This window comes from Trichocoleus sp. FACHB-46 (genome assembly GCF_014695385.1).
GTDB lineage: Bacteria > Cyanobacteriota > Cyanobacteriia > FACHB-46 > FACHB-46 > Trichocoleus.
On record NZ_JACJOD010000048.1, the window covers coordinates 1 to 20,758 of the forward strand.

Consider the following 20,758-nt stretch of genomic DNA (forward strand, 5'->3'; position numbering starts at 1 on the left):
GTGGTTTGTGCTCAAGAATTGGATGCGACAGCGATGGGATGAATTTGCTAAATTTCGTGATTGTGTAGATACTGCCTTCAAGCAATGTCTTAAGGTGTACTCGTAAGGCTATAGTAGGGCATGGCGCTATCCCTGCTTGACTTCATCAGCATACAGGTTGAACACCGGAAAATTGCAGAATGCTGAGTGGACTGGATGAGGAACGTGCAGGTGATATAGCAATCCTAATCAAGTTGTAAGGATAAGGAGAAGTTATTAGGCTAAGAGAACGACTCGTAACTATTAACCCGGCAATAATTGAGGGTGCATCTTGTTCGATGCATAAGCAATGAATGGGTGCTCAAAATACTCCTGAATGCGCGATGGTAACTTCTGCAACTTACGCAGATGAGAAATGAGTCGTCGCTTCAGTTGAGCAAGATTGCGAGTCGGTGGTTTAGAGTGAACTCCCTGCTTGACATCGCCGTTGAGATACTCGACTGGATTCAGTTGCGGTGAGTAGGACGGCAAGTAGAACAGTTCAATCTGCTCCTTGTGCTCAGCTAACCATTGCTGCACCTGCTGTCCCCGATGTACCGGATGTTGGTCCACAATCCAAAACAACTTGCGCTCTCGCTTGGCAATCAGACGAGTCCGAAACGACAAAAAGATGGCTTCCGTCAGCTTACTGGTGTAGAGCATAAAGCGGATACTCCCCTGGTTGCTGAGACTGGCAATGAAGTTGACACGCACTCGTTTCTTCTGACTCAGACGAATTTCAGGGGTTTCGCCGATGGGTGCATACCCACGACCGACTTGAGCATCTGAGCGTAACCCTGACTCATCCCCCAAGCGATTTCTGCACCTTCACTTTTAGCACGCTGCTCGATGACAGGATAGGTTTGCTCTAACCACTCCTCCACCATCTCTGGGTTCTGCTCATAAGCCCGCCTCAAGGGCTTTTGTGGGCTATAGCCCCACCACCAAAGATACTCTCCTACGATTCGAATCGGCATCTGTATTCCGCACCGTTGCTCGATCAGTTCTTGAACCGCGCGGCGCGTCCAAAGCGCACTATCAATCTCTAGCTCATCGGGCAAATGGGCTTGCATCAACTGTTAAATCTATTTTTCCTGCTCTTGATTTAAGGTGCGTCCTGCACCAACTGTACGGCCTCGTTGTTGCTGGTACAGGGCAGTTTCACCCAGTTCTTTGTATTGCTGCCACCAATCTGAAACTGTATTGCGATGCACCCCCAAATAAGCTGCAATATCGACAAACCGTTTTCCTTGCTGACGTAATCGAATCGCTTGTTGTCGCAGATAATCTTAAGTAGGGGGATTAAGTAATCGGGCATCAAGTTTATTCATACTTCAATTTTACTAATCGCCCCGTTCACTCTGCATCCTCTTAAGTTGCCGAGTTAATATAAGTGCCGCAAGTGTGGCAGGCAGTTTGTGCAACACCCCCAAAACAAGACCATTGACTCAACGACCAAGACCCTGATTGATAAATTGCTGTTAGAGAAGATTCCTTTAGCAGGCATTGCCAGAGTCGCAGGCGTTTCAGAGCCTTGGCTCCAGCACTATGTCAATGAGAAATATCAAGCAGTGCCCCGACAGGTGGATATCCGGGCTAAAAAAAAGGGCGCTTGACGCTCCAGGGTGACGAGATGTGGTCTTTCGGGCTCCGCAAAGGCAATAAGCAATGGATTTGGTTGGCTCTAGATGTCAAGACTCGAGAAATTGTTGGGGTCTATGTCGGCAATCGTGGCCGTGAAGGAGCCCAAGGATTATGGGAAGCTCTGCCAGGGGTCTATCGCTAGTGTGCGGTCTCTTACACAGATTTCTGGTCTGCTTACGATGAAGTGTTTCCCCGCAAGCGGCATCAAAGTGTCGGCAAGGAGAGTGGCAAAACGAGTTACATTGAACGCTTCAACTGCACCTTGCGCCAACGCGTGTCGCGCTTAGTGAGGAAGACGTTATCGTTTTCCAAGAAGGAGAATTATATTGGTGCAGTTTGGTACTTTGTTCACCACTACAATGCATCCTTTTTAGGACTACCTGGCTGCGCTACTAAGTCTTCCACGATCTTCACTAACCGCCGATTCCGCCGTGCATCGCCTAAATCCACATCCCATAACTCCTCGGCGACCCAATTCATTCCCCACTCCTCGCAGCATCTGCGCAACATCTGCCTTACAACTGACAATCTGGACGCAAGACGAAAATTCGATGCATATGCATTGCAGATGCCCAGTGCAGCAACACTGCCACACGAATGCCGCACAAAACTTTCATTTTATCCATTTGCTGCCAGTTTTTTAGACCCAACACCAGAGCGATCGCTCTCAAAAGTACGAATTTTTGTTAAAACTCACTCTCCCCAATTGGCCTCAAACCCTTACAACTAAGGACATTCAACCGCTTTCTATCAGCATTAGGGGTTTCTTGAAGCGATCTCAACATCTCTTCCATGAACGAAAAAGGCCGTCATGGTTTGTCATACAAAGCATGTACTTTCCTTAAATTTGCGATCGCTCAAAGGGGAAGAAGGAAAGAGGGCGATCGCTCAACCCTATGTCACGTAAGCCTTTTTAGAACTATCCTACTTGTAAAAAAAGATCTGACAATGCATAGCAATAAATTGTTGACATGCCGCTACTATCAGTATGCTGCGCTTCACTAACTAGAAGACGAGTGCCGAAAAGCAACCTATGTCATGAGTTGATGTGATCAATCGTCCAGTTCAAGGCGAGTTGCCCACTTAAACGGCGTTGCTCTCCCTCGCGTAAGGGATGATAGCGAACACCCTGCGCATCTCGGAACAATTTCTCCAGACCTAACTTGCGATAGAATGCACTGCCCCCAGCAACTTCCATCGCTAGATCCGCCACGTTCAACACGGCTTTGGCAACAAGTGTCCGCCCTGTCATGATTTGATTCGTAGTTTCAAAACTGGGTTGACTCACCTCAGCGATCGCAATCATGTGCTGAAGGGCTAACTTGGCAGCCGTCAATTCATTGTCTAAACCACCGACCAGATAGCAAAGATGGTCATCTGTGCTGCGTTTCATTGTGAGTTGAATGGCGCGATCGCGGGCTGCTTCTGCCACTCCAACATAAACGGAGTAAACCAATGGAAATGCCACCATTGAGATCAGATGGAAAATAGGATGCCATTTCCCTTGTTCTCGTCGTAAGGCAATGGCTGCATCCGGGATAAAAACATCTGAGAGGATAACATCATGAGAGCCTGTTCCTCGCATTCCCATCGCTTGCCAGGTAGATTCAATTACAACGCCCTGAGCTTGCATGGGAACTGCAAAATGTAGCACAGTAGACCCTAATTCTGGATCTTGATAAACCGCGCTGGTCATCAATAAATTGGCAGCAGGCGCACCACTGGCGAATACTTTGCGAGCCGTAATTAGAAATCCGCCGTCTACTTTAATCGCTGTGCCATTGCTCTGCAACCAATCCGAGCCGCCACTGCTGAGCAATACCAGTTGCTCCGTTGCGATCCGTTTCAGCAATCCATCCACAGGAGCCTTCTGATTGTGCCATCGCCAAGTTGGAACCATTACCTGATGGGTATGCATGGCGAAAGCAAGCGCAGTGGAGCTGCAATAGCGTCCTAAAACCCGTAATACAGCACACATCTCGGTATAGCTGGCTCCACCGCCGCCAAGTTCAATTGGCACACCTGCGGCAACCAATCCAGTTGTTTTCAATCTGGCAATGTTATCGGCAACAAATACATCAGTCTCATCTGCTTCCGTATCTCTGACGGCAAACTGTTCTCCTAAAGATTCTGCCAAAGATAACCAATCTATGTCTTTTTGTTGCATTGTTGTCGTAGCCTGTAGTTCCGACATCATCATGTCTCCTAGTAATTTCGCAATGTGTTCAAACTATCTCTGCAAATTGCTCACAAACTTCATCAGTGATTGCAGAATGTTTAATCATCTAGATTTATCGTGGTTGCAAGACTTCTCTAAATTCAAAATAGTGAGCAGCTAGTGGAGAAGTATGGTTCCCCACTGAGCTATTCGTAAGAGCCTAGCCTGCTACAAAGAAGTCTTGGTTCGTCATCGCTAGTCCAGTCGATACTTTGGCAATCTGAATCTCAGACACTCCTCCGATGCCATCAGCGTCGAAGTACACAGCTCCAGTACCTTGGTTGTAGATAAAGCGATCGCTACCATCTTTAGCACCCGACCCAATCCGAAATTGATCAGCCGTGATGAATCCTCCTGCCAATCCAGCCCCAAAGCCAGATCGATCAATACAGATATTGTCATCCACAACGCTAAAATCCTTGATTGTGTCAATTCCCTGGTGTGGAGCAGTGATGAGAAAGCCATCTTGCCCTGATCCACCTGTTAGAATGTCATTTCCTCCGAGACCTGCTAAATAGTCATTTCCACCACCGCCAGAGATGGAGTTGTTGGCAACATTACCGTGGATACTATTGTTTAAGCCGTTACCTGTCCCGTTAATGGCACTGAAGCCATCCATGGCTAAGTGCTCGACATTTGCTGTCAAGGCATAGCTGACGGTGGAGCGCACACCATCATTTCCCCCTGAAGCAGCTTCAAATACGGCAGTCGTTGCATTCTGGATATAGTAAACGTCGTTGCCACTCCCTCCAAACAATTGGTTGCCACCTGACTCTCCATTCAGGTGATCGTCACCGTTGTCACCGTGGAGAACGTCATTGCCATCGCCGCCTCGGAGAACGTCATTGCCATCGCCACCAGAGAGGTTGTTGTCAGCAGCGTTACCGTAGAGTTCATTATCCAAACTGTTACCCGTGCCATTAATGGCGGCATTGCCCTCCAAAACTAGTTTTTCGACGTATCCGCCCGATGCCAAGCTATAGCTGATGCTAGCGCGTACAACATCAACCCCCTCATCAAGCTCCTCAACAACTGTGTCATATACATTATTGACATAGTAAAGATCGTCGCCGCGACCACCTTGCATGAACTCGATACCGTCGCCCAACATCGTGTCGTTACCGTTGCCACCATAGAGACCCTGATTGCTGCCAGAGCCAGCATCGAGGAAATCGTTGCCCTCGCCACCGTCGAGGAAATCGACGCCACCGCCACCATAAATGATGTCATCTCCTCCTAGTCCGCTAATGGTATCGCTCTCAGCATAACCATAGGGATCGCCGAAGAGGGTATCTCCGAGCTTGTCATCTCCAGTAATATTAGCCATTTTGATTTTTTCTGAAGTAATTGTGGTTTGAATTGCAAAACAATCGAAAAGACATCAAGTGAAGCGATCGCAAAGATGAACAACTTTGTGCATAGTGCAAACGCAGAACCACTGAATGAAATACAAACAACGCAACAGTAAAAGTTACAGCCATCAACAGATGAAGAAGTGATTGGATGCGTTGTTGCTTTCGATATTTAGACCTTAGTTCTTTGCTGATTCAAAACCCTTCACCCGACGGCATGAGGGATATAAAGGGTATGAACATTTATCTACGTCTTTTCTGTCAATCAAGCACTTCCATACCGAACGATGAATAAATCGTCAATAGATAGAAGTTCATAGGTTGTCTGATGAAGAACTTTGTACAGAAATTACAGCAGGTAAAATGTCTCGATATAATTTGTCAATCAGGTCTCTGGTAAAATCACTCGTCACTTGGATTGGTAACAAATGGACGCGGAGCAAGGACTTGAGGTCGCAAATAGAGTTGTTTTGACAAAAGTAAAACGACGACTCAGTCCGGTTGAAACTGCAATCTTAAGTGGCTCTTGGCAGGGGCAAACCTACGAAGAAATTGCCAGTAGTACTAACTACGCTGCCAGTTACTTGAAGCGATATGCGGGACCGAAACTCTGGCAATTACTTTCTGATGGGCTCGGTGAAGAGGTCAGTAAGACCAACTTCCGGGCTTCGTTGGAGCATCATTACCAGCAAGAAAGTGAAGAGGTTTCGGAAGAAACCAGAGAACCGAAAAATAAGGCATCTGAGAAACGCAACAGTCAGCATAGAGCAGACACTGCTTCTCCCTGTGTTGATTGGGGCGAAGCCACAGATGTTTCTACCTTTTATGGTCGTCAACCAGAGCTAAAGCTTTTGCAGCAATGGATTAAAGGTGAATTTCCTGAAAAACAAAGTCTTTATGGGATGCCCCAGGCTTCACGCTGCCGTATGATTTGTTTATTAGGCATGGGAGGCATTGGCAAAACCTCTCTATCGATTAAACTGGCTCAGAAAATTGCTAGGAGTCGGTCTGAGGAAAGTGATGGCTCATCTGCAAAAACGCCTGATTCTCCCTTCGAATTTGTGATTTGGCGATCGCTGCGGGATGCTCCACCCCTAGACGATTTACTTGAAGACCTAATTCCGCTCCTCTCTCACCAACAAGACATTGGCCTGCCGAAAGGCACTTCAGCCCAAATCACTCGCTTGATCCAATACCTGAAGCAGAATCACTGCTTGCTGGTGTTAGACAATGTGGAGTCCATTCTCCAAAGTGGACAGGTTGTGGGCGCTTATCGCTCCGGTTATGAGGCGTATGGAGAACTGTTTCAGCGCGTGGGTGCAACGGAACACCAAAGTTGTTTGCTGTTGACCAGTCGAGAAAAGCCCTCAGAAGTCGCAGCGCTAGAGGGCGATGCGCTGCCAGTGCGATCGCTGCAACTGACCGGGCTCACCCCAACAGACATTAACAACATTCTAGATACTAAAGGCTTAATAGGAGATGCTGGCGATCGCAACAAGCTGATCGAACATTACCGGGGTAATCCGCTGGCGTTGAAGATTGTCGCAACATCCATTCGTGACCTTTTTAATGGCGATATTGCAGAATTTTTAGAACAGGGCACGATCGTTTTTAACGGGCTGCGTCGTTTGCTGGATGAGCAAATCGAACGTCTGTCAGCGTTAGAACAGCAAGTGATGAATTGGTTGGCGCTCAATCGAGAAGGGACGACGATTGATCAGCTTCATGCCGATATCATTCCTAAGGTATCTAAGGCACGATTGTTGGAGGTGTTGGAAAGGTTAGGGCGGCGATGTCTCATCGAAACGACTGCACGAACGCGGACTGAACAGGAAAGTTTGCAAAATGGTGATGCAAGGCAGAACGGTAAATCTGAACGCATTCCCTCTAGTTTTACTCAACAGCCAGCGGTGATGGAATATGTCACAGAACACATCATTGAAACTGCCGTTGCCGAACTTAAGGGGACACAGTCTTTTAATCTGCTGAGTCACTACGCCCTCACCAAAGCCAGCGCCAGTGACTATATTCGCGAGAGCCAAACTCGGCTGATTCTGGAACCGATCGCGACTCAGTTATCCAGTGCGTTTGGTTCCAGCGCTGTCCTCAGCCAACAGCTCCAGCAGCAGTTGCGACAACTAAAAACCACGCCTGAAATGTATCCAGGATATGCAGCAGCCAACCTGCTGAGTTTGCTAAATTATCTCCATATTGACCTGAGTGGATGGGATTTTTCTCATCTACCTATCTGGCAGGCGTATCTTCCGGAGACTCCACTGCATCAAGTTAATTTCACCGAGTGTGATTTTACTGGATCTGTGTTTGCTCAAACGCTCAGCAGTATTGTAAACGTTGGCTACAGTCCTGATGGTCGATTGATCGCAAGCTGCGATTCGGACGGCAGGATTCACCTATGGGATGCGGCTTCCGGGCAGCCAAAGCTGAGTTGGCAAGCACACAACGAGTTTGCCTGGGGGTTATCGTTTAGTCCTGACGGTCAAACGATCGCTACTGGCAGCCCTCACGACTCTCTGATCAAACTTTGGGATGTCCAAACAGGACAACTATTGCGCAAACCATTTCAGATCGTCAAGACGAGTTGGACAGTGCAGTTCAGTCCCGATGGCAAAAGGCTGGCGATCGGGGAAGAAGAGGGATGGTTGGAACTGTGGGATGTCGAGACGGGAATTTGTCTGGCATTTCTGGAAGGACATTCTGACATTGTTCACTCGGTTGCCTTCAGCTCTGATGGCAAAAGGCTGGTGAGTGGAAGTGGCGATTGTGCTGTGCGGCTCTGGGATCTTTCAACGTTCAGCGAAATGCGTCAATTTGAAGGACATCGCCACACTGTGCTGTCAGTCTCCTTTAGCCCAAATGGTCAGTGGGTTGCCAGTGCCAGTTGGGATAAAACCGCGAGACTATGGAATTTGGCAACCGGAGAATTCAGCTGTTTTGAGGGACATACAGACCTCGTTTGGTCAGTGTCCTTTAGTCCGGATGGTTTGCTGCTGGCGACTGCTGGACAAGATCAGACGATTCGCCTATGGAATCTGCAAACCGAGCAACCGATCCGGACATTGCTGGGACATCGAGCCTGTGTGACTGCGATCGCCTTTCATCCTGATGGCAAAACCCTGTTGAGTGGTAGCGCCAATAGTATGCAGAAAGTGTGGGATGTCACTACCGGACAGGCATTGAGAACCTGGCAGGGACACCTCAGCCGCGTCTGGTCTGTCGCGTTTAGTCCCAACGGTCAACACATTGTCAGCGGCAGCGCTACAGATTTACTGGTTAGGCTCTGGAATCCTCTGGAGGACACTTGCCTAAAAACCTTTAACGAGCATACCCACTGGGTTTGGGATGTAACGTTTAGCAGCGATAGCAAAACCTTTGTCAGCGGCAGTTCCGATGGCACTATTAAGCTTTGGGATGCCCAAACTCAACAGTGCATTAACACGCTGCATTGTCATACCAACTGTATCTTTGGTACCGCGATCAGCCCAGACGGGAAGGTTCTGGCGAGTGCCAGTAATGATGCTACGGTTAAACTCTGGGAGCTGCAAACCGGAACTCATCTGCACACGCTGGTTGGACATGCTTTTCCGGTGTGGCATGTCACCTTTAGTCCGGATGGACGCTCGCTAGCCAGTATCGCTAAGAATGGCATTGTGCGACTGTGGCAGGTGGAAACGGGCACCTGTATACAGGTTTTCGATCAGCACGATTTATTGGGGTTTGAAGTAGAGTTTTGTGCTGATGGACAAACGCTGGTCGGTATCGGCAGTGACAACAGCATTAAGCAGTTGGAAATTGCTACAGGTGAATGCCTGCAAGTCTTGAGAGGACATATTGCATTGGTGCGATCGCTCGCCCTCCGTCCTCCTTCATCCCATCACACACAACTCCTCGCCAGTGGTAGCGCCGACAAGACAATTCGTCTCTGGGATCTGGATTCTGGAAAATGCTTAAACGTCTTACAAGGTCATACAGGTATCATCTTTTCGGTTGCGTTTGGCTGTGATGCCACCGGACGATCGCTGCTTGCTAGCGGCAGTTTTGATGAAACAATTCGCGTCTGGGATGTGGAAACGGGTGAATGCCTGCGAGTTTTGAAGAGCGATCGCCTCTGCGAAGGAATGAATATCTTTGGAGCAACTGGGTTAACAGAAGCACAGCACACGACCCTAAGGGTGTTAGGGGCTGTTGAGATGAAATAACATCAAGGTGAATGCTCCATAGGGAGCTTCAACACTTGCATGAAGCGATATCCAATGATCAGGTTTTGAGCTAATGCTTGAGGGAACTTATAAAGTTCATGATATTCATTTCCACGGAGAGTGAGGTACCTCATACCAATTAAAATTAGGCATAGGGCAGATAAGCTAGTAGTTCACCACAATGACTTTGACAGGTAGAGAGAAGTCAGGGAAACTGGTTGAAAATCAGGAATCCCCTCCTCATGCCAGAAAAGTATACTGTCGCCCTCACCCCTGAAGAACGTCAGCAACTGCTGCAACTCACTCATCAAAACAAGCTGGGTGCGAGAAGATTGAAGCGGGCTCAAATTCTGCTCCTCGCAGACGAAGGACATCGGGATGAAACGATCGCCGAAATGCTATATGTCGGCGAATCCACAGTTCATCGGACTCGGCAGAAATTTGTTACGGGTGGTGTTGAGTTCGCCTTGAGTGAGTTGCAGCGACCGGGAGGGAAACGTAAACTTGATGGCAAAGCAGAAGCCTTTTTAGTCGCCACGGCCTGTAGTGCCCCTCCGGCGGGACGAGGTGAGTGGACGATGCAACTGTTGGCAGATCGATTGGTCGAAGTAAACCTGGTTGAGCAAATTTTGGATGAGACGGTGCGTCGTGCTCTGAAAAAAACTAGAACAGCAAAGGTAGCTAGAGAAGGATTAGAAACCACTGTAGGCTAGAGTCAGAGCATGAGCCAAGGGTGAAGCCAAGCAATGGTTCGACGAACTCCCCAACCGGAAGCGATACAAGAAGAAGTACTGGAATGTGTGCAGCAGACATGCCCGAGGTGGGGGGGATGGATGTGGAATAAATATGACAACTTCCGTCGAGTCCGAACCCTAGACGGCGTGGTGCAATTGAGACTGAAAGTTAGACGGTGTGCAACACCTGAGTGCGAACGGTTTTGCCAATCCTATCGACCGGAAGCGGAAGGGAGATGGGCATTACCGCAGCAGGAGTTTGGCTTGGATGTGATAGCGCTAGTGGGCGGGTTGCGCTATCAAGAGCATCGGAGCGTCCCTCAAATCCATCGCGTTCTACAGAGTGAACGCACCGTGAGTAATTTGTTGAACCGCTACGATGAGTTAGTATCGCTTTAGATGGGTGATGCCGAGCGAATTGGAAAAATTGCAGACCGGCGATCCCAGTTCATCCTTGCGATTGATGGGATGCAACCGGATGTGGGACATGAGGTGTTGTGGGTGATCCGGGAAGTGCTCAGTGGTGAGATTTTACTGGCGAAGACGCTATTATCCTCGACCAGTGAGGATCTTGCCCCAATCCTAGTTCAGGTGAAACAAGCACTGAACCGACCAATAACTGCTGTGGTCAGTGACGGACAAACCTCGATTCGCAAGGTGGTCGGCAAAGCTTTGCCGGAATCAGCACATGGGTTGTGCCATTTCCACTACCTGCGGGAAGCCGTTAAGCCAATCTATGAAGCCGACCGCCACGCCAAGAAGGAACTCAAAAAACGGGTACGCGGTGTCTGAAAGAGATTATTTCATTGATATGACATCGAAGGCTTACCCAGAACCAATAACGATTTAGAGCAATTGTTTGGTCGTTGGCGACATCACCAACGTCGTTGCACCGGGCGCAAAGTTGCTCCCGCTTCCTTAGTGGTTCGAAGCTCAGTGCAAATTGTAGCAGCTGTCGCATCACAACTGCGTTCCTTCACAGCAATAGATTTGGCAACCGTTTCGATTGACGCTTGGCATGCTGTCCGTGCTGACCTCAATTGCCATCAACAAAAGCGCCATCAACAACGGCTTTTTCGCCGCTCTCCAACGACCTACTTGGCTGCTCTGGAGCAGAAATTCCTCCAGTCAGCTTTGCCACTCTAGAAAAAAAGAGAATTAATTGGGTCACTCTATCGGGCGGGACGAGTGTACACCCAAGATGCCGCAATTGCAGTCTTTGACCATGACTGGACCTCCTTGGCAACAGGCATTGCGATTCCTCATGGCTTGTATGACCTAAAGCTCAACACAGGTTACCTGCATCTTGGCACCAGTCATGACACCGGTGAATTTGCTTGTGATGCGATTCGCGATTGGTGGAACCAGCAGGGCCGACATCACTATCCCACGGCAACGTCTATTTTACTACTGTGCGATGGGGGCGGCAGTAACGGTTCTCGGCAGTACTTGAGGCTGCTACCCCGCTGCTTGCGGCGGGGTAGCAGCCTCCAAAGAGGGCTAGTTATTCATCTCGATGCAGTTGCAGATACTCATTCCCTTGCTCCTTGACGTACCTCGCGATCATCCCTTCATCCCCATGCTTGCCCACCGTACTCGCGAAGCAACCATCACTCCAAAACTCTCCACCCCATAACTGCTTCTTGACGCTGGGACACCGCTTGAATACCTCTCGTGCCGTCCAGCTCTTGAGCATCCTCACTAACTTCGTCACACTGTATGTGGGCACTGACTGAATCAAGAAATACACATGATTCTTGTCGATGCTGATCTCGATAAACTTAACGTCATAGCGCTTCTTGATTTCGAGACACACCTCTCGTAAAACGGCATCGACCTGCTCGTCAAACACCGCCCGTCGATACTTTGCTGGAAAAACCAAGTGATAGAGCAAAACGGTAACGTTATGGCTTTTGTGAATGTACTCGCTCATCCGGGCATCTTACGCCGCAGAGCGGCGGGGAATGTACCCGCAGAGATTCAAGCAGGATCTACAGCGCTTAGTGAACGAACTCAACATTGAGATTCGCATTGCTCACTATCCTCCTTATACCTCGAAATATAACCCCATCGAACACCGCTTATTTCTTCATCTCACACGAGCCTGTCAAGGTGTTATTTTCGAGAGCATCGAAGTGATTAAAGACCTGATGGAAAAAGCAACAACACAAACTGGATTAACTGTGTTTGCGTCTGTCTTGGACAAAGCCTATCAAACAGGGCGGAAAGTCACAGAGGCGTCCGAGCAGACGATGAAGATTGTGTTCGATGAGTACTTTTACCCAAATGAAATTACACTGCTAAGCCACAGACATCATGATTCTCGGTTTTATTTAATCACGATCCTTAGAGCTTCAATGTCCTGCCGAATCTGTTGCAACCTGCCTTGTAGTTGGTCAGCCACAAAAGGCATTTTGATCGCGCACATGTCGTAACCAATATCGACTCCCATGGCACGCCTCAGTTACGGACCTGAAGCGAAAAAGCGATCGCCATCTAATCCTTATCCTTGTGTGTTAACTTCTGGCGCAACTATCTAACTTTGAGGTGGAAGCAGTCAAGAGCAAACGTCCGCGATCGCCTGCATTCTCTCTACTCCCTCTCTAAATATAGTGGGTGTAAAGGTGCTGGAGTCTTTCAATTTAGGGCCCCATTTAGTTAAATAAAGGTTAACTTTAGATTAAAAATACGGAAAATTTGTAGAAGCTAGAGAAGCTTCAGTGAACAAGTTGTTGGGAACTGAGCGCTTTTACAAGCTGCCTGATTGATATGCCAGTATATGTAGAGAATTTTGTGCCGCCGAGTCCAGGTTCTTGGGTGTTAGAGACAACCCACTGGTCCCGACCGATGACCCGCTGGAGTATAGATGTTTTTCCTGCTGCCTTTAAGCGAGGCTTCCGGGAGGGAACCGCTAGATATGGGCTATTGCTGGACTACATGGAATACGCTGCCATCAATGGCTTTGCTTACAATTGTTCTCGTGGGGTTGGAGCACCTCCAGAAGCCAAAGGGCTACCTCCTAAATGGCTGTTCAAACTGATGACTCGGCTCCATCCCCAAGTGCGCCAGCGGATTCAAACTGCTAAAGCGGTATTTGAGCAAAAGCTGTGGCGCGAAGACTTAAAGTTGTGGGATGAAACCTGGAAGCCAGCCCTAACGCGCACTTATTTGGAGTTGCAAAAAGTTGATCCAGCCCACTTGTCCCTGGAAGATTTAATTGCCCATCTCAACGCTTGTCGCGATGCGGTTGCTGAAGCCATCTACTATCACCATCGGCTCAATCCGGTCGCTATGGTGCCTTTAGGAGATTTCCTAGCACATGCTCAGACCTGGACTGGGTTGCCTGCTCAAAAATTACTGCAACTGTTGCAAGGAACAACACCCGTCTCGACTGGGGCGATCGCGGAAATTGAGCAGCTCGCTAAAGCTATTCGCCAGCAGCCAGAAGCGATCGCGCTTTTAACAAGTCAAAAACCTGCCGCTGATATTCTGCATCATCTACGATCGTTGCCAGGAGCCGTAGGGGCAGCAACCCAGGCTTATCTGGATGTCGTGGGGCTGCGAATTTTAACTGGATATGATGTGGGGGATTTGTCTGCCCTCGATATACCGGAACTGTTGGTAAAAACCATTCGCTCCGCCGTCAATACATCAGTGCATAACAGCCCTACAGACGATTTGGCTGAGCAAACCGCTCAGGTGCGGATAGTAGTCCCGGAGCAGCATCGAAGTGAATTTGATGAATTGCTGGCAGAAGCTCGTTTAACCTACCGCATTCGAGATGAGCGCGGCTATCTCAATGATGCTTGGGCCACTGGAATTGCCAGAAGAGCGATTTTAGCAGCAGGCGATCGCCTCACCGCAGCGGGCAAGCTCGAAAAAACAGAGCACGCCGTTGAGCTGACCCACGATGAACTTACTGCCCTGTTGAGCGATCAAGCAGGCCCCTCGGCCAGCGAGTTGGCGGAATATTTCCATTACCGTATGACTAAAACGATTGCCGAGGCTCCAGTTCACCTCGGTCCACCTCCCAGCGCTCCACCACCGGACGATTGGTTGCCACCTGCGGCGGCTCGGCTGAGCCGTGCGATTGGCTTGATGCTAGGACATATGTTTGTGGCACCCGGAAAGCAGACTGAAGCGCAGACAATTCAGGGAGTCGCTGCTAGCCCAGGGCAGTATGAAGGGACTGCCAGGCTGGTGCTCGACCTCGAAGATATGGCGCAGGTGCAAGCAGGAGATATTCTCGTGGCTCGCATGACTGCTCCTTCCTACAATGCGTTGCTACCGATGCTGGGAGGCATTGTCACCGATCGCGGCGGTTTGCTTTCCCATGCCGCGATCGTAGCCCGTGAGTATGGTTTGCCAGCCGTGGTTGGCTGCATGGAAGCAACACAGGTGATTCGCAATGGCAGCCGTATCCGGGTGGATGGCACTTCTGGGGAGGTAAAAATTCTGACATGACCCCAATGAATTTACCGATCAACTTAGTTGAAGCGTTGGATGAGGCAACCTGTGGGGGCAAAGCGGTCCAGTTAGGCGCAGCGATCCGGGCGAGTTTGCCAGTGCCGCTAGGGTTTGTGTTGCCAGCTTCCTTGGTCAACGCGATTGCCGCTCAAGACTCAACCGCAATTGATCTCGCTTTACAAGCCTTTGCTCAACTGGAAAGCGCAGTGGCAGTGCGATCGTCGGCAGTGGGAGAAGATTCTAGCCAGGCGAGTTTTGCAGGTCAACACCTGACTTGTCTGAATATTCGCTCTCAAACTGGATTAGTGGAGGCTGTGAAGCAGGTGTGGCGGTCAGGCCAAAGTGCCGCTGCTCAAGCTTATCGGCAGCGCTTAGGCATTACCCAAGCCCCCGAAGTCGCGGTCGTGGTGCAGCAATTTATTCCCGCTGTGCAGTCTGGGGTGTTGTTTACCCGTAACCCGATGAATGGTAATGACGAGCGGGTGATTGAAGCCTCTTGGGGCCTAGGAGAAGCGATCGTCTCTGGACTGGTAGCGCCCGACCGTTATCGCCTGGATCGGCAGGGCCAGGTGTTAGAACAAACGGCTGGCATGAAAGATATCGCGATTCAGCCAAGCGCTGAGGGACAAACGCACGAGGTCGCCGTAGCAGCGGATCAGGTGCGAGCTTTGTGCTTAGAAGAGTGGCATTTAGAGCAGCTCAGTCACCTCGCGGCTCAGTGCGAGCAACACTTTCCGCCTCCCCTTGATATTGAATGGTGTTTTGCGGGGTCAACCCTGTATTTACTTCAGTGCCGTGCGGTCACCCGCATCTCAATTTCTCTTGCTTGAGCCTTGATGACATGGATGATGTGAACCGTAACTCTGTCTGGCGCGATCGCGCTCTGTTAATTGCGATCGCGCTGAGTTCCATGCTGGCACCCTTAAACTCAACCATGATTGCGGTGGCTTTGCCTCGTTTGATCACCGAGTTGCAAACCAATCTGGCAGAGGCAAGCTGGCTGGTCACTAGCTACCTAATTGCGATGGCCACCTTGCAGCCCATTGCTGGAAAGTTAGGCGATCGCTGGGGTCGTCGGAATCTCATTTTGGGGGGACTAGTTTGCTTTGGCGGTGCCTCGTTAGCGGCTACCTGGGCACCCAATCTGCCACTGTTAATCGGGTTTCGTCTGTTGCAGGCCATCTCAGGGGCGATCGCAATTCCCAATGGCGTGGCGCTGGTGCGAGAAGTGGTGCCCGATCATCGCCGCGCTACCAGCTTCGGGTTAATTAGTAGTGCGGTTTCCTTAGCCGCCGCGATCGGGCCTCCAGTAGGTGGCGTATTGATGAGCTTGGCGGGCTGGCGAGCCATCTTTTTTGTCAATTTTTTGCTGATTTTGCCAGCACTTACTCTGGGTTGGTGGGCCATTCCTCAGCGCCAGCCAGCTAAAACTAATCGTCCGTTTGACTGGGGTGGCTCACTGTTACTGGCGGGCGTGCTGGCAAGTTTGGCTGGCCTTTTGTCCCAGATGCGGCAGGGTAGCTTGGCGATCGCTCCAGGATTGGCAGTGGCAGGTGTGATCGCTTTACTGGCCGCGTTATTAACCTACGAAGCGAGGCACCCCGACCCGATTATTCAACTCCGCTTTTTTCGTAAGCGAGCCTTTGCTGCGGCTAATGGAGCGATCGCGCTCAGCAATTTAGCCATGTATGTGACGCTGCTCAGCTTGCCCATCTTGTTCTCAGAACGCGCAGGGTGGACCGATTCGCAAATCGGCTTTGTCCTGGCAGCTTTCTCTGGTCTGATGATTTTAGGCGCTCCTCTTGGTGGCTATGGAGCGGATCGCTGGGGTCGCCGCTTACCCACTGTCGCAGGTTTAACCTTGTTTACGCTGGGGTTACTGCCTCTCGTCATCCAAGCGGAAGCAGTTCCCCTGCTATTTCTCCTGCCTGGCTTAGCGATCGCGGGAAGTGGCATGGGTGCCTCGATGGCAGGACTCCAAACTTCTGCCATTGAATCCTTAAGACCAGAAGAAGCTGGAGTGGCAGCGGGGGTGTTTTCAACCAGTCGTTACCTCGGTAGCATTATCGGTTCCAGCATTTTGGCAGGCATCCTTAGCTCTAGTGGCAACTTTCACCTAGTTTTTGGGATGGTCGGCAGCACTGCTCTCTTATCGGTGCTAGTGAGCTTGGCGCTACGCGATCGCCCTTCAACTCATTAGATGGAGTCATTGGTTGCTTGAGGTGTGAAGTTTGATTAAGTAGGTTTGGGAAAAGCCGTAGCTTTTATGACAACAGGTATCATTCACAATGTCCGAACCAGCCCGGATGTGCAGTAAATAGATAGAGCATTGAAGCGCTTCTTGAGAAGGATAACAACTTCCTTTAAGCCTGATAGGTGGGATTCCACTAGAGCCAACTGCGTTCTAGGGTTCGGGCGATCGCTGCCCATGCAGACTAGGCAATGATTTATACCGCCTAGTCTGTAGCCTTTCTTTGAGCAATCAACGTTCATTGGTTCAGGGATTATCCATGCTCGCTTTGTAGAAACTTTAGGCAGATTGGGGAGTCCCAACAATCCCACTTGTCTGCTATTGCTCAGATTTACTCTCACTAATGCCTAGCGATCGCCAGAGCAGGGCATTAGTGCTGAACTGACTTGCTCTGGTACTGAATCTGAATCGACGCATTCCACCCCTACAAAAGTAAATCCATCCCTCTCTTAACCCAGTAAACACAAAACTAAACCAAAGTTAAATAGGAGAACTCAAATGGCTAAATATCGACATAATCTGCCCCAATTATCGAGCGATCTATTTCTCACCGATGGGGGAATCGAAACTACGTTGATCTTTCGCGAAGGGTTAGAGCTACCTGACTTTGCTGCCTTCGATTTATTAAAGCACGAGGCAGGCTATCGAGCCCTTGAGTCATACTTCCGCACCTATGCTGCCCTCGCTAAGAACTATCAAGTTGGCCTGGTTCTAGAGAGCGCCACCTGGCGGGCCAACCCGGATTGGGCGACAAAACTGGGATACTCCAGTACTGCCCTTACTGAGGTCAACCGTCAGGCGATTGCTCTCCTACACGATATCCGCCAGGAATACGAAACTGAACAAAGTCTGATGGTGATTAGTGGATGTATTGGCCCTCGTGGAGATGGCTATATTCCTGCTGATGCAATGACCGCAGAAGCCGCCGCAGATTACCATCGCTCCCAAATTGCTACCTTTGGTGATGCGGATGCTGACTTGGTTACAGCCATCACGATGAACTATGTCGAAGAAGCGATTGGCATTACCTCTGCGGCCCAATCCGTGGGGATGCCTGTCGTCATCTCCTTTACAGTGGAAACCGATGGTAGATTGCCTACAGGCCAGAGCTTGAAGGATGCGATCGCCCAAGTGGATCAGGCTACTAACCAAGCTCCTGCTTACTACATGATTAACTGTGCCCACCCAACCCACTTTGCAGAAACAATGATTTCTGGGGAATCTTGGCTAGAGCGAATCCAGGGTATCCGAGCCAATGCGTCTCCTAAAAGCCATGCAGAATTAAATGAGTCAGAAACTCTGGACGATGGTAATCCAGAAGAACTGGGCAATCAGTACCGTGAACTGAGACAGAGATTTGCCCATTTGAATGTCCTAGGAGGCTGCTGTGGCACCGACCACCGCCATGTCGAAGCGATCTGTAAAGCTTGTTTGCCTCTATTTTGGACATACCTTTCAAACGGACAGTTATTACATAGGGGCTAACAGAATCTCACTGAGTCCACGTCACCTGTCAAATTCAGAGAGGACAGTCTAAATCCTCATAAGCATCACGTAAAGCCCAACTTGAAACTAAATGCCAAGCAGGCAAAGTGTGAGGGTTGCCAACTCCAGATTTTGGTAAGCGATCGCAAGCTGGTAGTGCGTCAAATGATAGTGGGATAAGTGAATAAATCATGCCAAGTCCGATCAAGTTCGCACTCGCAGCACGGTTGCCTGTGCCCATACGCACGAATGGTTGGGCACCTTTGCAGCCCCTGGAAATGGCACCCCTAAAGCGGATCCGGTTTGGGCTTGTGATCCCTCTTCTATCACTCTGGCCAGAGAATGATTGAACCTTGCATTGGTTCGTTCTGGCTAGCCTAGAAATTGGTAATGCCAGCAACGAAATGCGAGCTTCTCAAATTTTCTTTCATGAAATTGACAGAAGAGGGGTGATACCAATTTAAATTAGGCAGAGGGCAGAGAAGCTAGGCTGAGAAGAGTTGTTTCGTCTGCTCTGCTGATGGCTGGTGTGACCTCAGTTGACGTGAAGGAAAGGGGTATCAAGTCGAATCCACTCGTCTCAATCCTGAACGCTTATCGGGTTTATTTGTCCTCTTAGTCCTTGCTTATACCAGTGCGGTCATTCAAGGCCATGAAGTTCGTGCTCAAGGCTTAGCTAGCTATATTTGTCGAGCTAAAGAAGAACGAAGAATGCAACGCAGGCATAGCGATTTTTGGATAGGGTTGTCTGCCCAATCCTGGTTAGAAGGGATGGACTTAGCCAGCGATTGGGTAGAGTCTTGGATACAGCTCAGTGGCAATAAGCGACCCTATCTTCAGCAAGATTTACACTCTGCTTTTCGCCTCCAGTCTTTATTCTAACCTTCTTGTTACCCCCTGAGGCGACCAGTGCTAAAGCGCATAACGCCTAAATTCAACGATGTAGCCGTCTGCGTGAAGCCATGAATGTTGAGGAGACTAGCCAGTTCAGCCAAAATCATGCCTGTATTGATCAGGGTGAGTGAGAATCCTATTTTTGACGTGCACGCATCGTCTTCAAATATTCAACAGCCGCTTCCTCCGCCGCTGCATGATGAGTAATTGCCGTTGAACGGAGCGATCGATAAATTTCGAGGCACCGTTCCAATGCGAGATAACAATTCTCCCGATCGTGCAAAGCGACCGTGCTTTCAAGGGTTTCAGCGAGAGTCGGTGCAAGCTGCTCAATCTTCCGAACACCGCTTGGTTTGCATCCTGATCGCAGTAGTCCTAGAGGACCGAGAACCGTGCTCCGTAGATAGGAAATGAAGTCTAGCGCCTCAAACAATTCTCCCCGCGCAATCTTGCTAGTTCCATATTGAATCCATATCCAAAATCGATCCTCGATCCACTGCTCATTGGGTAAGGGATACACACCGGTGCTAGCAGCATAAGACTGTGATAGCCGATCGTCGCGTTCCCACAGAACAACAGGCTCATCAACTCGCGTTGCAACATCAGTAATGGACAAAAACTTGAGATCAACATGCAGGAGCGGTGAGTTGTAAAGGCAGATCAAGACCCGTGGCTCCCCTACATGCTCACCCGTAAACGCTGCCAATAGCTCTCCGAGTGATGCAGCAATACTCTCTCGCTCGGACATCACCTGTGCGAAGCTCTCATGCTCCACGGCAATAATCAAATCGAGATCACTGAACTCGTCCATTGAGTTCTCTGCCCAAGAACCTGTTGCTGCAACACCCACTAATCGCGGGTCTGCGGCAAGATGGGGTAAGGCTCTGCTGATGAACAGTTGATGAGTAGTCAGTGCAGTGGTTGGAACTTTCATAGATCGGTTGTGAAGGGAGTTGATGTTTGATGGTGTGTTTAGTCCGTCCCACCTGTACGCTCCCATCGCCACACAAGACCATCCTCCGGATCGTTTACTTCTCCAACCCGGCGGAAGCCACATTTGGTAAGCACCCGCGTTGAAGCATTTTCCTCAGGTCGCGTGTGAGCACAGACTAACCGCACTTGACGACTTTCTAAGGCATACCGGGTCAGTGCTTCTGCTGCTTCAGTGGCGTACCCCCGCCCTTGTTGATCGGCATTCACGCTATAGGCAATTTCAACAATGCCATCAGAACCGGGTGGGCCTTTGTACCCACAACTATAGCCCTACGTAGCTGCATTAGGACGCTATTCTAGAGGGAGAGAAGCGTTGGGAACAACTATGCCTGCCCCTTACAGCTATGACCTGCGGCAAAAAGCGATTGAAGCTTTTCAGAGTGGAGAAGGCAAAAGCGACGTCTGTCGCATGTTTAATATCAGTCGCAACACCCTAGACCTGTGGCTGAAGCGGCGAGAGGAAACAGGGGATTATCAAGCCATTA

Annotated in this window: 16 protein-coding genes and 6 pseudogenes; 13 read left to right on the plus strand and 9 right to left on the minus strand. The window is 49.7% G+C overall.

What is annotated here, in order from left to right:
* Nucleotides 1-106: pseudogene (locus H6F72_RS24885) on the plus strand (IS630 family transposase); the annotation flags it as partial.
* A 176-nt stretch (nt 107-282) separates the two neighbouring features.
* Here the strand turns inward: H6F72_RS24885 and H6F72_RS30450 are convergent.
* Genes H6F72_RS30450 through H6F72_RS30460 form a run of 3 tightly spaced genes read right to left on the minus strand, consistent with a single transcriptional unit; the run spans nt 283 to nt 1,301 of the window.
* Nucleotides 283-831 carry an IS630 family transposase gene (locus H6F72_RS30450; RefSeq protein WP_242017121.1) on the minus strand — a complete coding sequence of 183 codons (549 nt, stop codon included), beginning with the start codon at nt 829-831 and terminating at the stop codon, nt 283-285.
* Nucleotides 747-1,091, minus strand: a complete 345-nt coding sequence (locus tag H6F72_RS30455; RefSeq protein WP_242017122.1) for a winged helix-turn-helix domain-containing protein — start codon at nt 1,089-1,091, stop codon at nt 747-749. The genes H6F72_RS30450 and H6F72_RS30455 overlap by 85 nt, the downstream gene beginning before the upstream one ends.
* 12 nt (nt 1,092-1,103) lie before the next feature.
* A complete protein-coding gene (locus H6F72_RS30460; RefSeq protein ID WP_242017124.1) occupies nt 1,104-1,301 on the minus strand; it encodes a helix-turn-helix domain-containing protein in 198 nt (65 codons plus the stop codon).
* Between the two features lie 105 nt (nt 1,302-1,406).
* Between H6F72_RS30460 and H6F72_RS24895 the strand changes: the two are divergent.
* A pseudogene (locus H6F72_RS24895) lies at nt 1,407-2,026 on the plus strand (IS1 family transposase); the annotation flags it as partial.
* On the opposite strand, the gene H6F72_RS24900 reads toward H6F72_RS24895, so the two are convergent.
* From H6F72_RS24900 to H6F72_RS24910, 3 genes are all read right to left on the minus strand, one after another.
* Complete coding sequence (locus H6F72_RS24900; RefSeq protein WP_348252686.1) at nt 2,017-2,172, minus strand: transposase DNA-binding-containing protein; 156 nt, start codon at nt 2,170-2,172, stop codon at nt 2,017-2,019. The pseudogene H6F72_RS24895 and the gene H6F72_RS24900 sit on opposite strands and share 10 nt — an antisense overlap.
* Nucleotides 2,173-2,698: 526 nt before the next feature.
* The gene (locus H6F72_RS24905; protein ID WP_242017123.1) at nt 2,699-3,862 is read right to left on the minus strand and encodes an acyl-CoA dehydrogenase family protein; all 1,164 of its coding nucleotides are present in this window, start codon (nt 3,860-3,862) and stop codon (nt 2,699-2,701) included.
* Between the two features lie 178 nt (nt 3,863-4,040).
* Nucleotides 4,041-5,207 (minus strand): calcium-binding protein, encoded by a 1,167-nt coding sequence (locus H6F72_RS24910; RefSeq protein WP_190441998.1) that lies wholly within the window; start codon nt 5,205-5,207, stop codon nt 4,041-4,043.
* Between the two features lie 495 nt (nt 5,208-5,702).
* Between H6F72_RS24910 and H6F72_RS24915 the strand changes: the two genes are divergently transcribed.
* The 4 genes and pseudogenes from H6F72_RS24915 to H6F72_RS24930 form a co-directional block, all read left to right on the plus strand.
* Nucleotides 5,703-9,449, plus strand: a complete 3,747-nt coding sequence (locus H6F72_RS24915; RefSeq protein WP_190442000.1) for an NB-ARC domain-containing protein — start codon at nt 5,703-5,705, stop codon at nt 9,447-9,449.
* A 242-nt stretch (nt 9,450-9,691) separates the two neighbouring features.
* Nucleotides 9,692-10,111, plus strand: a pseudogene (locus tag H6F72_RS24920) (helix-turn-helix domain-containing protein); the annotation flags it as partial.
* A 171-nt stretch (nt 10,112-10,282) separates the two neighbouring features.
* Nucleotides 10,283-11,329, plus strand: a pseudogene (locus H6F72_RS24925) (hypothetical protein).
* A 12-nt stretch (nt 11,330-11,341) separates the two neighbouring features.
* Nucleotides 11,342-11,734, plus strand: a pseudogene (locus H6F72_RS24930) (hypothetical protein); the annotation flags it as partial.
* On the opposite strand, the gene tnpA reads toward H6F72_RS24930, so the two are convergent.
* Nucleotides 11,688-12,116 (minus strand): IS200/IS605 family transposase, encoded by a 429-nt coding sequence (gene tnpA, locus H6F72_RS24935; RefSeq protein WP_190442006.1) that lies wholly within the window; start codon nt 12,114-12,116, stop codon nt 11,688-11,690. The pseudogene H6F72_RS24930 and the gene tnpA overlap by 47 nt on opposite strands.
* On the opposite strand from tnpA, the gene H6F72_RS29800 reads away from it, so the two are divergent.
* The 6 genes from H6F72_RS29800 to H6F72_RS24965 all read left to right on the plus strand — a co-directional run bounded on the left by H6F72_RS29800 (nt 12,103) and on the right by H6F72_RS24965 (nt 19,268).
* On the plus strand, nt 12,103-12,618 hold the full coding sequence (locus tag H6F72_RS29800; protein ID WP_199299298.1) for a hypothetical protein: 516 nt from the start codon (nt 12,103-12,105) through the stop codon (nt 12,616-12,618). The two genes, tnpA and H6F72_RS29800, sit on opposite strands and share 14 nt — an antisense overlap.
* A gap of 334 nt (nt 12,619-12,952) precedes the next feature.
* The gene (locus H6F72_RS24945; protein ID WP_190442008.1) at nt 12,953-14,647 is read left to right on the plus strand and encodes a PEP-utilizing enzyme; all 1,695 of its coding nucleotides are present in this window, start codon (nt 12,953-12,955) and stop codon (nt 14,645-14,647) included.
* Nucleotides 14,644-15,480: a PEP/pyruvate-binding domain-containing protein gene (locus tag H6F72_RS24950; protein ID WP_190442010.1), complete on the plus strand. Its 837-nt coding sequence runs from the start codon at nt 14,644-14,646 to the stop codon at nt 15,478-15,480. Before H6F72_RS24945 ends, H6F72_RS24950 begins: the two co-directional genes overlap by 4 nt.
* A gap of 11 nt (nt 15,481-15,491) precedes the next feature.
* Nucleotides 15,492-16,850: an MFS transporter gene (locus H6F72_RS24955; RefSeq protein WP_190442011.1), complete on the plus strand. Its 1,359-nt coding sequence runs from the start codon at nt 15,492-15,494 to the stop codon at nt 16,848-16,850.
* Between the two features lie 549 nt (nt 16,851-17,399).
* Complete coding sequence (locus H6F72_RS24960) at nt 17,400-18,386, plus strand: homocysteine S-methyltransferase family protein (RefSeq protein ID WP_190442013.1); 987 nt, start codon at nt 17,400-17,402, stop codon at nt 18,384-18,386.
* Nucleotides 18,387-19,097: 711 nt separating this feature from the next.
* Nucleotides 19,098-19,268, plus strand: a complete 171-nt coding sequence (locus H6F72_RS24965) for a hypothetical protein (protein ID WP_190442015.1) — start codon at nt 19,098-19,100, stop codon at nt 19,266-19,268.
* Between the two features lie 148 nt (nt 19,269-19,416).
* On the opposite strand, the gene H6F72_RS24970 is transcribed toward H6F72_RS24965, so the two are convergent.
* On the minus strand, nt 19,417-20,214 hold the full coding sequence (locus H6F72_RS24970) for an aminoglycoside 6-adenylyltransferase (RefSeq protein ID WP_190442017.1): 798 nt from the start codon (nt 20,212-20,214) through the stop codon (nt 19,417-19,419).
* A 38-nt stretch (nt 20,215-20,252) separates the two neighbouring features.
* Nucleotides 20,253-20,531, minus strand: a pseudogene (locus H6F72_RS24975) (GNAT family N-acetyltransferase); the annotation flags it as partial.
* A gap of 67 nt (nt 20,532-20,598) precedes the next feature.
* On the opposite strand from H6F72_RS24975, the gene H6F72_RS24980 reads away from it, so the two are divergent.
* On the plus strand, nt 20,599-20,758 hold a 160-nt coding region (locus H6F72_RS24980), incomplete at its 3' end, for a helix-turn-helix domain-containing protein (RefSeq protein ID WP_190441518.1).